12 protein-coding genes, 3 tRNA genes and 1 pseudogene are annotated in these 11,838 nt (G+C 69.3%); 11 read left to right on the top strand and 5 right to left on the bottom strand.

What is annotated here, in order from left to right:
• Positions 1 to 29: 29 nt before the first annotated feature.
• Both AC2W7E_RS06555 and ppa read left to right on the top strand, forming a co-directional pair.
• The gene (locus AC2W7E_RS06555) at positions 30 to 686 is read left to right on the top strand and encodes a TMEM175 family protein (RefSeq protein WP_485988784.1); all 657 of its coding nucleotides are present in this window, start codon (positions 30 to 32) and stop codon (positions 684 to 686) included.
• A gap of 44 nt (positions 687 to 730) precedes the next feature.
• A pseudogene (gene ppa, locus AC2W7E_RS06550) lies at positions 731 to 1,221 on the top strand (inorganic diphosphatase).
• A gap of 104 nt (positions 1,222 to 1,325) precedes the next feature.
• Here ppa and AC2W7E_RS06545 read toward each other — a convergent pair.
• Positions 1,326 to 2,675: a M23 family metallopeptidase gene (locus AC2W7E_RS06545; protein WP_025104594.1), complete on the bottom strand. Its 1,350-nt coding sequence runs from the start codon at positions 2,673 to 2,675 to the stop codon at positions 1,326 to 1,328.
• Between the two features lie 211 nt (positions 2,676 to 2,886).
• On the opposite strand from AC2W7E_RS06545, the gene AC2W7E_RS06540 reads away from it, so the two are divergent.
• The 5 genes from AC2W7E_RS06540 (at position 2,887) to AC2W7E_RS06520 (ending at position 4,535) form a co-directional block, all read left to right on the top strand.
• Positions 2,887 to 2,959, top strand: a tRNA-Glu gene (locus AC2W7E_RS06540).
• Between the two features lie 31 nt (positions 2,960 to 2,990).
• Positions 2,991 to 3,064 (top strand) — tRNA-Asp (locus AC2W7E_RS06535).
• A 68-nt stretch (positions 3,065 to 3,132) separates the two neighbouring features.
• Positions 3,133 to 3,205, top strand: a tRNA-Phe gene (locus AC2W7E_RS06530).
• A 169-nt stretch (positions 3,206 to 3,374) separates the two neighbouring features.
• On the top strand, positions 3,375 to 3,950 hold the full coding sequence (locus AC2W7E_RS06525) for a helix-turn-helix domain-containing protein (protein ID WP_071327685.1): 576 nt from the start codon (positions 3,375 to 3,377) through the stop codon (positions 3,948 to 3,950).
• A 369-nt stretch (positions 3,951 to 4,319) separates the two neighbouring features.
• Complete coding sequence (locus AC2W7E_RS06520; protein WP_485988783.1) at positions 4,320 to 4,535, top strand: hypothetical protein; 216 nt, start codon at positions 4,320 to 4,322, stop codon at positions 4,533 to 4,535.
• 53 nt (positions 4,536 to 4,588) lie between these two features.
• Here the strand turns inward: AC2W7E_RS06520 and AC2W7E_RS06515 are convergent, their stop codons facing one another.
• Together AC2W7E_RS06515 and AC2W7E_RS06510 are read right to left on the bottom strand one after the other, a co-directional pair.
• Positions 4,589 to 5,644, bottom strand: coding sequence for an alpha/beta fold hydrolase (locus AC2W7E_RS06515; protein ID WP_315108709.1), 1,056 nt, complete (start codon positions 5,642 to 5,644; stop codon positions 4,589 to 4,591).
• Positions 5,645 to 5,680: 36 nt separating this feature from the next.
• Complete coding sequence (locus AC2W7E_RS06510; protein ID WP_315108711.1) at positions 5,681 to 6,424, bottom strand: phosphotransferase; 744 nt, start codon at positions 6,422 to 6,424, stop codon at positions 5,681 to 5,683.
• 107 nt (positions 6,425 to 6,531) lie between these two features.
• Between AC2W7E_RS06510 and AC2W7E_RS06505 the strand changes: the two genes are divergently transcribed.
• The gene (locus AC2W7E_RS06505) at positions 6,532 to 6,969 is read left to right on the top strand and encodes a hypothetical protein (protein ID WP_315108713.1); all 438 of its coding nucleotides are present in this window, start codon (positions 6,532 to 6,534) and stop codon (positions 6,967 to 6,969) included.
• Between the two features lie 6 nt (positions 6,970 to 6,975).
• On the opposite strand, the gene AC2W7E_RS06500 is transcribed toward AC2W7E_RS06505, so the two are convergent.
• Together AC2W7E_RS06500 and AC2W7E_RS06495 are read right to left on the bottom strand one after the other, a co-directional pair.
• Positions 6,976 to 7,821: a transposase gene (locus AC2W7E_RS06500; RefSeq protein WP_315108715.1), complete on the bottom strand. Its 846-nt coding sequence runs from the start codon at positions 7,819 to 7,821 to the stop codon at positions 6,976 to 6,978.
• 44 nt (positions 7,822 to 7,865) lie between these two features.
• Entirely contained in the window at positions 7,866 to 9,191 is a 1,326-nt protein-coding gene (locus AC2W7E_RS06495; protein WP_315108718.1) for a VCBS repeat domain-containing M23 family metallopeptidase, read from the bottom strand.
• A 163-nt stretch (positions 9,192 to 9,354) separates the two neighbouring features.
• On the opposite strand from AC2W7E_RS06495, the gene AC2W7E_RS06490 reads away from it, so the two are divergent.
• The 3 genes from AC2W7E_RS06490 to AC2W7E_RS06480 all read left to right on the top strand — a co-directional run bounded on the left by AC2W7E_RS06490 (position 9,355) and on the right by AC2W7E_RS06480 (position 11,821).
• Complete coding sequence (locus AC2W7E_RS06490) at positions 9,355 to 9,660, top strand: DUF7882 family protein (protein WP_315108721.1); 306 nt, start codon at positions 9,355 to 9,357, stop codon at positions 9,658 to 9,660.
• An 85-nt stretch (positions 9,661 to 9,745) separates the two neighbouring features.
• Positions 9,746 to 10,219, top strand: a complete 474-nt coding sequence (locus tag AC2W7E_RS06485) for a hypothetical protein (RefSeq protein ID WP_082749978.1) — start codon at positions 9,746 to 9,748, stop codon at positions 10,217 to 10,219.
• A gap of 198 nt (positions 10,220 to 10,417) precedes the next feature.
• Positions 10,418 to 11,821: a coiled-coil domain-containing protein gene (locus tag AC2W7E_RS06480; protein ID WP_025104602.1), complete on the top strand. Its 1,404-nt coding sequence runs from the start codon at positions 10,418 to 10,420 to the stop codon at positions 11,819 to 11,821.
• The last annotated feature ends 17 nt before the right edge of the window (positions 11,822 to 11,838 follow it).

The following is an 11,838-nucleotide window of genomic DNA, read 5'->3' as shown; positions in this document are numbered from 1 at the left end:
CCGAAACCGCGCAGGGCTATCCTGGCGCCGTGACCGGTCGCTCCCCTGCTCCGTCGTTCCGCCCTGAGCGCTCCAAGGCGTTCGTCGATGCGGTCGTGGCGATCGCGATGACGTTGCTGATCCTGCCGCTCACGGACTCGGTCGCCGAGGCGGCCGCCGATCACCTGGATACGGCAGAGTTCCTCGCCGCACACGCGGGCCAACTTCTGAGCTTCGGATTGAGCTTCCTCCTCATCGCGGTGTTCTGGATGGGGCACCACAGTCAGTACCGGGACGTCCAGGCGGTCACGCCGGCGCTGCTGTGGATCAACGTGGCGTGGATGGCGACCATCGTGTGGCTGCCAGTGCCGACGGCGATGATCGGTCAGATGGAGCCCGACCCTCTGCAGGCGGTCCTCTACATCGGCACGCTCCTTCTGACGCAGGTCACGACGCTCGCCGGCTGGCTCTATCTGCAGCGGCACGGGGAGCTCATCACGACACCCCCGGCGGTGATCCGCGGCGGAATCGCCGGTGATCTCGCGGCGATCGTCCTTTTCGCGATCGCCCTGGTCATCGCCGTCGCCGCGTCGCCGAACGGATACCTGGGGTTGCTGGTCCTCCTGTTGAGCAGTCCTCTCTCACGCCTCCTGAACCGGATCGTCCAGCGGCGGCACCGGGACAGCCATCCCGCGACCCCCGAGTAGGCTGGTCCGCGGCATCCCAACCGATCTTCCTGAGGAGCACACGCATGGGCGCACACGACGCCGTCATCGAGATCCCGCGCGCAGCCGCGTGAAGTACGAGGTCGACCACGAGACCGGGCGAGTGCACCTCGACCGCGTGCTCTACACGACCTTCGGCTACCCGGCCGACTACGGCTACTTCGACAACACGCTCGGCGAGGACGGCGACCCGCTCGACGTGCTGGTGCTCCTCGACCACCAGATCTACCCCGGCGTCGTCGTCGAGGTCCGCCCCGTCGCCGTGCTGAAGATGAGCGACGAGGCCGGCGGAGACGACAAGCTCGTCGCCGTGCTCTCCAAGGACCCGCGCTGGGCGCACATCCAGGACATCGACGATGTGCCGGAGTACACGAAGAAGGAGATCGCGCACTTCTTCGAGCACTACAAGGACCTCGAGCCCAACAAGTGGGTCAAGGTCGACGAGTGGGGCAACGCCGCCGAGGCGCAGCGCATCCTCGACGAGGCCATCGTCCGCTTCGGCGAGCAGGGCCACTGACCCGACCCTCTCTGGGTCGCTGACCTCTCTGGGTCGCTGAGCCTGTCGAAGCGAAGACCCCCGGACGCCAGGCGTCCGGGGGTCTTCTGCTGTCCAGCCGTCCGTCAGACGGAGATGCCCTTGCCCGCCATGAAGTCGATGGGGTTCGTGTAGCGGCCGTTGATGTAGACCTCGAAGTGCAGGTGGCAGCCGAAGGAGCCGCCGGTGTTGCCCGCGTAGGCGATGACCTGTCCGGCCTCGACCCACTGGCCGCTGCGCACGGCGAACCCGCCGGGCTTGATGTGCGCGTAGCCGGTGGCGATGCCGCCGCCGTGCTGGATGCGGACGTAGTTGCCGTAGCCGCCGTTGTAGAAGGCCGCGTCGACTGTGCCCGAGTGGGCGGCGTAGATCGCCGCGCCGCAGCCGTTGGCGAGGTCGACGCCGTAGTGCCAGCTCGAAGAGCAGCCGTTGGCGTTGCACTGCTGCGAGCGGGGGCCGTAGCCGGAGCTGCGGTAGCCACCGTGCGGACGCACCCAGCCACCGCTTCCCGGGGTGCCGCCTCCGCCGCTGTTCCCCCCGGCGTTCGCGGCGGCCTCGGCGGCCTCGCGGCGCTTGCGCTCCTTCTCGCGCTCCTCGACGCCCTTCTGGTACCCGGCGACGGTGGTCGCGGTGGTGTCCTTCAGCGCGGCGAGCTGCGCCTGCATCGTGGCGAGGTTCGCCGACTGCTCGTCGAGAGCGGCCTGGGCGGCGTCGGCGGCCTGCTGCGCTGCGACCATCTTCTCTTCGGCGATCTTCTGAAGCCGGTCGCGCTCGTCCCGGGCGACGACCGCCTGGTCGCTGAGGGACTGCGCGGAGTTCCGCGCGGCGACCGCGTCGTTGTAGACGGTCTGGTTGTACTCGAGGAGCTTGTCCATCGAGCCGAGGCGGGCGAGGAGCTCGTCGGCGTTGCCTGCGGAGCCCGCGAAGAACAGCTCCAGCGAGGTGTCGTCACCGCCGTTGCGGTAGAGCTGCGCGGCGACCTGGCCGGCCTTGCGGGCGGACTCGTCGGCGACGGCGGCCTGCGCGTCCGCCTTCTCCTGCAGCGAGTCGGCCTCCGCGATCGCGGCGAAGTAGGCCTGCTGCGCGTTGTAGAACTCGGTCGAGGCGACCTCGGCGGCGGCCTGCGTCTCGGAGACCTTCTGCGTGAGCGACTGGATCAGCCCCTCGATGCGCTTCACCTCTGCGGCCTTGGAGGCCTCGTTCTGCTTGGCTTTCTGCACGTCGTCCCAGCTCGGGTACGACGCGGCGTGGGCGGCCGTGACTCCGGACGTGATGCCGAACGCGCTGAGGGCGACGACGCTGAGCGCGCCGAGTCCGAGAGCGCCGCGGCGGCTGATGCCGTCGCCGAAGAGGGTACGTCGCTCCGTCGGGGTGGGCGCACACCCGCAGTCCGCGGATGCCGCGAGTGCCGCATCCTGCGTGGTCTTGTCGTTCACACGGCCCCTTCCGCCGGTTTCACAGATGCCACAGTAACAACAACTTTCACACCAGCACCAGACTCCTGGAGCGGCGTGAACGGCATCCCCGGCCCCTCCATGGTCCCGCTCGAACACGCCCGGGGGAAGCGGGTTCCGGCCTCGATTCGCGATTTGCCCGGATGATCCCTTATGCTTGAGCGTCGGCAAGGAAGTCCCCCGGGACTGACTCGGCCCCATCGTTTAGCGGCCTAGGACGCCGCCCTTTCACGGCGGTAGCACGGGTTCGAATCCCGTTGGGGTCACTCCATCCGATACAATTGAAAACACCAGTATGGCCCTGTAGCGCAGTTGGTTAGCGTGCCGCCCTGTCACGGCGGAGGTCGCGGGTTCAAGTCCCGTCAGGGTCGCTCCGTGCGACGAGCTCTTTCTTCGGAGAGGGCTCTTCGTCTAGGACGCGGCAGCATCATCGCCGCGCGGCTCTGTAGCTCAGTTGGTAGAGCGTTCGACTGAAAATCGAAAGGTCACCGGATCGATGCCGGTCGGAGCCACAAGGCTGATCATTACAATCAGCCCAGAAACCCTCGCCTAGCTTCTACATGGCGGGGGTTTTGCTTTGCCCTGGAACGAACGGGGCGCGGCTTCCCGGATCCGAGGCGTCACATCCCGATCGCCGCCGACGCAGAATATGGCTCAGAAGACATTTCTACGGGAGGCGACATGACCAACGCATCAGTGCTCGTGCGCGCTGCGCGGAAGAGCAGCGGCCTCACGCAGAAGGATCTCGCCGAGCGAACCAACGTCGACCAAGGCCGAGTATCTCGGGTGGAAGGTGGCCGGGAGGCTGAGTTCAGCACAGTCGAGCGCTTCCTCCGTGGCGCCGGCTACCGCTTGTACTCCGCACCGACGCGACGGGACGACGCGGCAACCATCGCGGCGGCGATCCGCGGGTACCTGCGAGCGGGTGACAAGCACAGCGCACTTCGCGAGTTCATCCAGCTGAGCGACAACCTCAACGCCGAGCACGGCCTCGTACGCGGGGTCCTCGGTCTCGCGGAACCCGAGCCGACCGGCGACCGCGTCTGGGACGCCGCCCTGGCAGCCCTCGTGGATCTTCGCCTCCGCGAGGAGGGGCTCCCCACTCCGGCGTGGGTCGACGCCCCGAACAGGCGGGTCCAGGTTCCCCGTACCCTGGACGTCGATCCGGCGGATCCGATCCCGGCGCCCGACGACGTGCCCACGGAATTCTTCGAGCGTGGTGTCCTTGTCTGGCAAGACACACTGACGAGCGTCTGATGGCTGACGCACTGAACCGCGACGACATCATCGCCGGACTCCGCGACCTGGTCGGCGAGCTTCACACCGCTGGCGAAGTCGCAGGCATCCGACTTGTCGGTGGCGCTGCGCTCGTCATCAGGCACTTCGACCGCCGTGCCACCGGAGACCCTCGATTCCCTTCACATCAACCCCGGAAGCGACGAATCCGTTCTCGCCGCGGCCTCGCGCGTCGGAGACCGACGAGGGTGGAGCGCCGGCTGGTTCAACTTCGCTGTAGAGCACGCGGATTCCGTGCCGACGTTCGGCCGTCGAGCTGTCGAGTGGGAGACGATCTACGACCGAGACGGCGTCATCATCTAGGTCGCCTCGAAGGACGCGCTTCTCGCCATGAAGCTCCGCGCCAACCGACCAGGACGCGACGTGGACGACATCCGTCAGTTGCTCACCCTCTGCGGCATCACCACGGTGGAGGCGGCGGAGGCACACTACGAGGACTTCTACCCGGGCGACGGTCTCAGCGACCGCGCTATCGGCATCGTCCAGCGGATCCTCGATGGCGGCCTGCCGACAGCGGTTCCCTCCCCCGGCCCCATCCATCTCTGACGCGATAACAGAGCGGGTGAAGAGAGCAGAACGGGAGGCGGCGACCCGCAGACTCACGCCGGCACAAGTGAGTCCGTCGAGCCGTCCGCCCTCGCGTTCCCCGCCGCGACCGCGTGCGGCAGCGCATGGGCCACGAGGCTCACCAGAAACTTCCCGGGCTCCTCGAACATGCACAGGTGCGCGGAGTTCTCGAACCACACGACGTGCGTCGCGGGCGCCGTCACGGTCTCCAGCCAGCGGGCGACCGGTCCGGTGGGGGTCGTCCAGTCGTGCCGTCCGAGGAACTGGAGCATCGGCACCTCGAACGCCGTCTGGTCGCGGGCGTCGAAGCCGAACAGGGCGGGCAGCACCGCGGGCATGGTCGCCCGCTGCCCGACGCCGATGAGGCCCAGGTCGGCGTCCGTGTAATACGGGGACAGCTCCTGCGACTCGGTGAAGTACGCGAAATCGGAGCGATACGCCGAGAGGCCGCCGTAGTACTGCGCCAATCTCCGGCAGGTCACGATGCGTTCGACGGTCAACGGCTCCTCACCGGGGTACTCCCCGAGCGCCTGCAACTCGGAGACCGCCTGCTCGTTGCGATCCGCGACGGCACTCCGCGTCGCGTGGCGGAAGCTTTCCTCCTCGTTCTCGGGACCGGAGATGACCTGGCCGACGCCGATGTAGGCCCATAGCAGGTCGGGACGCCGCCGGGCGAGGGTGAGCCCGAGGACCGTCCCCCAGCTGTGCCCGAGCACCCCGACCTTCTGCACGCCCAGCTCGCTCTGGAGCCACGCGATCAGCTCCGCGAGATCGTCGACGTACCGGTCGACACTGAGGTCCAGATCCGCAGCCACCGCGCTCGCGGACTTGCCGCTCGCGCGCTGGTCGTAGTTGACGACCGTGAAGTACTCCTCCACGCCTCGTTGCCAGATCCACGACGAGGGCAGCGACGGCAGGGCCGGGCCGCCATGGCAGACGACGAGCACGGGGTTCCGTGTGCTGCGCCCGCGGATCGAGACGAACTGGGAGACACCGCCGAGGTCGACGTACGCCGTCCTGTCGATCGACTCCGGGTTCGGGATCCGGCACAGATCCGCGATCACTGCGCGGCCGAGGTCGTCACTCATGTCGATCACCCTAGGAGAAGCGGACCGGCGAAGCGGTCACGCCAGGGCGCGCTGCCACACACCCCGATGCGCGGTGACGTAGTCGAGCACCGCCGCCCAGTGCGCCCCGTGACCCGCGCGGTACATGGTCCCCCACGGCTCGCGCCCCACCTCCGCGGACGAGCGCAGCAGGTCGAGCATCGCCTGCGTGCGCCGGCGCATCATGCCCGGGAGCACCGCGCGCAGCTCCGCGTCGGCGCCGTAGCCATCGACGAAGGCCGCGAGGTCGTCGGCGGAGCGCTGCGGGTCCCTGGTCGGATCGGGAAGCGCGAACGTCTGCGCGGAGAAGGCGAGGTCCCACGACCGGGCGCTCGGGGAGGCGCCGTCCCAGTCGATGAAGACCCAGCGGTCGCCGAGCATCAGATTCCACGGTGCCAGGTCGTTGTGGCAGATGAGCTCCTGCGCGGGCGCCGAGAGGGGTGGTTCCCAGATCGCGTCGGCAGCAGGGACGTACCGCGCCGAGACGTCATGGATCCGGCGGACCATGTCGCCCACGCGGCCGAGCTCGGCGGCGGAGAGCGGTGCGGCATCCATCGCGAGCGCGCCGGGGATGAACTCGATGATCTGCCGCCCCTGCGCGTCTCTGCCGAGCGGCTCGGGCGCATCCACTCCGCCGTCCCGCATCGCCCGCACGTAGGCGACGATGTGCGGGGTCGCGGCTGTCCACGCCTTGCGGACGGTGTCCCCGACCCGCACGACGGGTCCGCTCGCGTTGCCGCCCTCGAGGACTTCCTCCCGCATCCCCCGAGGTTATCGGAGGCGCCTGCAGCAGAGATCACTCCTCCGGGTGACGAGGGATACCTCCCCCGACGGACGCCGTCCGCGAGCCTCGCCAGCAGAGTGGAAGTATGACACGACGACACCTCCTCCCCGCCGCCGCCCTGCTCCTCGGCGGCACCCTGCTGCTCGGTGGATGCGCCGCCGTGGAGGGTCTCGTGCACAAGCAGTCGACCAGGACGTTCGACGACGCCGATGCCTTCCGCGCGGACGCGCCGATCGATGCGGACTGGGTTCCGGAAGACGCGACCGCCCTCACGCTGAGGACGTCGACCCTCGAGGACGCGGACGACGCCGTCCTCCTGCTGGCGAGCACGACAGCGCTGCCGGACGACTGCGTGGAGACGGAGCGGACCTCCGCCCCGACGTGGACCCTGGATGACGGCCCGTCCGCATACGAGGCGAAGACCGTCTTCGTCTGCGGCGACTGGAGCGTCATCCCGGCCGACGACGGCTGGTTCGGATGGACGCCGAACTCCGCTGAGGAGAAAGCCGCCGCCCGGGGCTGAGACCGCTCAGAGGTCGGCGAGAGCCGCGCGCGCCGCCTGCACGGCCTCGGCGGCGGCATCCTTCTTCTCCACGGCCGCGGTGCGCCGCTCCTCCGCCGCGGGACGGTCGCGCTCGACGCGGTCGGCTTCCTGATGCAGCTTCTCGATCTGCGCCTCCAGCTCGGCGATGCCGTCGGCCAGCTCCTCCGCGCGATCGCTCAGCGACTGCATCACCTCGTCCTCCTTTGCGAGGGCCCGCTCCGCAGCCGCGAGGTCCTTCTCCGCACCCGCCAGCTGACGCTCGGCATCCCGGCGTTTCCGACGCTCCTGCAGTTCGTCCGGAGGACGCGGGGGTTGGGGCTGCAGTGCGGGGAGCGTTCCGGCCACCGCGTCGCGGATGTCGTCCGCCGTGCCCGAAGGCTCCAATGCCCGCACGAGACGCCCCGAGGCGACAGCGGCCGCCGCGTCCGGGTCGAAGAATGCCGCGGAGATCGTCTGCTCGACCGCATCCCGCGTCGCCGCCGTCACTCGTTCGCCGCGGGAGCCCGCAAGGTCCGCGGCGGTCTCGGCGAGCCGCCGGGTCAGCGCGCGCCGCTCCCGGCCGAGCTTCGCCAACGCCGCGGCGTCCAGATCCGCCTGCGCCTCGCGCAGCTCCGCCGCCAGCGCCAGGGCCTCCCCGAGCTGCGCGGCACGCTCCTGCGCGAAGACGTTGACGACCCAGGCAGCCACTGCCGGCTTGCGCAGCGCCTTCACCTCCGCGGCGAGCGCTCGGTCGTCGAGGTCCTTCGCCCGTGCGTTCCGGGCGGTCGTGAACTCCTCGGGCGGCCCGGCGTACAGCGCCGCCGCGATGTCATCGAGGGTCGGAGCGGCCATGCGCCCACGATACGCGTCGGCCGGTGCCCGCTACGCGACCCGCGCTATTCGATCGCGAGGTAGTCCGCCGCATCCGAGGCCATGAGGATCTTGGTGCCGAACCCTCCGGCGCCGTTGCCGGGATAGAGGTAGAGCTGTCCTGCCGCCGTGCGGGCGACCAGGTCCGCACGACCGTCCCCGTTGTAGTCCGCGCCGCCGGTGACCTCGGTGAACTCCTGCCAGCCGGTCCCGGCCTGACGCCAGGTGCGCAGGCCGGACGCGCCGGTGTAGAGCCTCAGCACGCCATCACCGGCGACCCCGATGAGGTCACCCCGTCCGTCGCCGTCGAAGTCTCCGGCGACGAGGTAGTGGAAACCCTCCCAGCCGTTGCCCACGGTGACGTTCGGAGTGCGGAAGCCGCCGGCCCCGTTGCCGGGGAAGATCACGAGAGTCCCGGCAGGGGACACTCCGATGACGTCCTGCCGTCCGTCCCCGGTGAAGTCCGCACCGGAAGTGACGTGACGCATCCCGTACCAGCCGGCTCCCGGGGTGGTCGCTGCACGGAAGCCGCCGGCGCCGTTCCCGGCGTAGTACTCCAGGGCGCCGTCGGAGCGCGCCACGAGGATGTCCGCGTGGCCGTCTCCGTTGAAGTCCGAGTGCGTGATGTGCCGTCGTAAGTTCCCCCACCCGCCTCCGAACAGGGTGGTCGGTCCGGCGAGGCCGCTGCGGCCGTCCCCCGCTCGCAGTCTGAGATCCCCGTTGCCCGCGACGACGAGAAGATCGGCCTTACCGTTACCGGTGAAGTCGGCGGTGTCGATGCCCGCCGAGTCGCTCGCCCCGAGACCCGGGAAGAACAGCGGGATCGTCCCTCCCCGCGTGACGTTCGACAGGCAGGTGAATCCGTCGTTGATCTGGGAGTAGACCTTGCCGTTCAGCCACACCTCGAAATGTAGGTGGTACGCGGCGGAGTTGCCGGTGTTCCCGACGACGCCGATCTGCTGCCCGCGCAGAACCTTCGTCCCCGGTGCGTACCAGCCGGATGCCGCCATGTGGGCGTATCGGGTGACATAGCCGCCCGGGTGCTGCACATCGACGTAGTTGCCGTAGCCGCCGTTCGACGTGCGGCTCTTGATCACGCCGTCATACGCCGCCAGGATCGGCGTCCCGCCGTTCCGCGAGATGTCGATGCCGTCGTGCGCACGATAGTTGCCGAGGCAGCCGTCGCCGACCTTGGACTGGATGTTGCCCGAAGCCGGGTAGACCATGTAGCCGTCGGACGCCGCGCTCGCGGAACCGGTCGTGGTGAGGGCCGGCGTCAGCGATCCCAGCACGATCGCGAGCACGGCGACGATCCCGATGCGACCAAGACGCAAGCGGGACGTGCGCTTCATCTCGAAGTTCTCTCTTGCTCGGCGGCCCCAGGGGACGTGGTGTCCTCCGCGGTCACCGTACCAAGGCCAGGCGCTCCGCCCCGCGAACGCCACCCCCTTCGCTCGCGTTCCGCCGCGCTCACGCCGCGATGGTGAGACCCCACGGGGGTGTACCGTCAGCATCATGGGAAGACTCCGGTACGACGGGCACTCGGATCCGATCCTCATCGAGGACGAGACGCTCGCGCATCTGAAGATCGTCATCGCCACCAAGCTGCGTCGTCAGGAGAGCTTCATGATGACCTGGCAGCCTCCCGAGGGCGGCATCGACCGGCGAGCGAGCGTCTGGATCCATCCCGCGATCCCCCTGCAGTTCGGCTTCGACGAGGCGGAGCCGCCGGCCGTGGACCCGCAACGCATCCAGGAGATCATGCAGGCACTCAACGCCACCGGCGACCTTCAGCTGGACCATCTCACCGGCCCGCGCTGACGCGCACCGACGTTCAGCACGGAAGGTCGCTGCCCTGGACACCGCTCTGATCCTCGTCCTCTTCCTGGTCATCCTCAGCCTCATCGTGGGAGCCGCCTTCCTGCGCGGCTGGGTGCGGCGCAGCGCATCGTCGGCCGGCGAGCGCGCGGGAGCCCGGTACACCGCCGCGCGGATGGAGGAGATCTTCGCCGACCTCGGAGCCACTCTCCTCGTCCACGCCTCCCCGACGGCCACGGCGGAGCTGCTGCGCGTGATCGTCGAGGAGCGAGGCAGGAGCTTCTCGCTGCTCCCGGACGGCGCGCTGGGCGTCCGCTTCGTCGAACCGGACGACACCGTCGCGCGATTGGTTCCCGGCAGCGCGGGGACTCTCGTGCGCGTCGAGACCTTCCGCGAGTACCTCGGCTTCCCGCAGACCGCACCCCTCTGGCGGGAGCTGCGCGCCCTGGTGTCCGCCGAGGCCGCGACCCGCGGGATCGAGGTGGCCGACGGGCCCGTCTCCCTGTTCGAGCGCGGGCCGGAGCTCGACGACCGCAACGCGCGCTGGTTCCGCCGGGTCTGATCGTCGCTCGCAGGGCCTGGAATTAGGGGTCACGATTCCCAGGTGACGCAATTAGGCTAGACGCGCGCCGCGCCCCGCAGGGACGGATGACGACCCGGTCGTGGCGCATGCCGGGGGCCTCCTCCCCCGAGCTTGCGAACCCGTCCACGGAAACGAAGACCGCTTCGTGTCGCGGACACGCCAGAAAGGCTTGAACCCATGAGCGATTCCTCGGGCACCCCCCGCGACGACGACCGGTCGCCGGACTTCTTCGATCAGCTGATCGAGACCACTCCTCGCGAGTCGTCCTCCTCGTCCACCTCGGCGTTCACGATCGGCTTCCGGGGCTACGACAAGAACGAGGTCGACGCCGCGCTGGCGTCGATGCGCACGCAGCTCCAGCAGGCGGCCGACGAGCTGGCCGAGGCGAAGGCGCGCGAGGCCGAGTCCGTCGAGGCCATCAAGGCCGAAGAGCGCGAAGCCCGCGAAGCCCTGGAGGCGGAGCTCGCGGCCGCGAACGCCAAGGCCTCCGACGCCGAGCAGCAGGTGGCGACCCTGACCTCCGAGCTCGTCGACATGCCGCAGGCCGATGGCGAGGAGGCACCGTCGCGTCAGCAGTTCGAGGCGATCCTGCGGGTGGCCGAGGAGCAGGCGAACGTGCTCATCCAGAACGCCGCCGTGCAGGCCGACCGCCTGATGACCTCTGCCCGCGAGGAAGTGGCCGCGCAGCGTGCCGAAGCGGAGGCCGACGCCGAGCGCATCATCTCGCAGGCGCAGCGCGACGCCGACCAGGTGCGGCTGAAGATGGAGACCGAGTACACGGCCCACGAGGCGCGCATCGAGCGCGAGGCGGCGCACGCCGCGGAGAAGGTCAGCCAGGCCTCCCAGGAGGCCACCGCCATCCGCACCGAGGCAGAGAAGGGCGCCGCCGCGCTCCGCTCGCTGGTCACGCGCGAGACCACGCAGCTGCGTGCGGACGCCGAGCGCGAGGTCCGTGAGATGAACGCCCGCGTGCTGGAGTTCGAGGAGACCCTCACCCGTCGTCAGGACGACGCGCAGCAGGAGTTCCTCGTGCTGCACAACCAGGCCGTCGCCCACGCCGAGCGCATCACCACCGATGCGAACGAGCAGGTCACGGCCTCGCTGGAGCACGCGCAGCGCATCTCCGCGAAGGCGGACGGCTACGAGAAGCTCATGCGCTCGCAGGCGCAGGCGATCGAGGCCGACGCCCAGGTGCGCGCCAGGGAGATCCTCGAGCGTGCCCGCGTGAAGTCGCAGAAGATCGTCGACGCGGTCACCGGACACACCTCCACCGTCCTCCGCGACGCCGAGGACCGCGCCCGTCAGCTGCGGTGGCAGCAGCAGCAGCTCACGAGCTTCATGGCCGAGGTGCGCGAGCTCATCCGCCCGGACGGCATCTTCAGCGACGACAGCCTTCCCACCGAGATCGCGGTGACCGAGGCCACGATCGACGAGGACGACGACGACATCGAGGACGACGTCGTCGAGGCATCGGTCGAGACCTTCCGCGGCGACGAGGTCCTCGACGACGAGTTCGACGACGACCGCCCCCTGGAGAAGATCACGATCGACGTGATCGAGACGGACGACTCGAAGCGCTGATCCCGCGCAGAGACACG

This window comes from Microbacterium sp. CFSPD4_SD4, assembly GCF_057364585.1.
This window is presented reverse-complemented; position numbering and strand designations above follow the sequence as displayed.

Coding starts and splice junctions, on each gene's coding strand:
- AC2W7E_RS06525 (WP_071327685.1), top strand. CDS start 3,375: ATGACCAACGCATCAGTGCTCGTGCGCGCTGCGCGGAAGAGCAGCGGC.
- AC2W7E_RS06520 (WP_485988783.1), top strand. CDS start 4,320: ATGAAGCTCCGCGCCAACCGACCAGGACGCGACGTGGACGACATCCGT.
- AC2W7E_RS06515 (WP_315108709.1), bottom strand. CDS start 5,644: ATGAGTGACGACCTCGGCCGCGCAGTGATCGCGGATCTGTGCCGGATC.
- AC2W7E_RS06510 (WP_315108711.1), bottom strand. CDS start 6,424: ATGCGGGAGGAAGTCCTCGAGGGCGGCAACGCGAGCGGACCCGTCGTG.
- AC2W7E_RS06505 (WP_315108713.1), top strand. CDS start 6,532: ATGACACGACGACACCTCCTCCCCGCCGCCGCCCTGCTCCTCGGCGGC.
- AC2W7E_RS06500 (WP_315108715.1), bottom strand. CDS start 7,821: ATGGCCGCTCCGACCCTCGATGACATCGCGGCGGCGCTGTACGCCGGG.
- AC2W7E_RS06495 (WP_315108718.1), bottom strand. CDS start 9,191: ATGAAGCGCACGTCCCGCTTGCGTCTTGGTCGCATCGGGATCGTCGCC.
- AC2W7E_RS06490 (WP_315108721.1), top strand. CDS start 9,355: ATGGGAAGACTCCGGTACGACGGGCACTCGGATCCGATCCTCATCGAG.
- AC2W7E_RS06480 (WP_025104602.1), top strand. CDS start 10,418: ATGAGCGATTCCTCGGGCACCCCCCGCGACGACGACCGGTCGCCGGAC.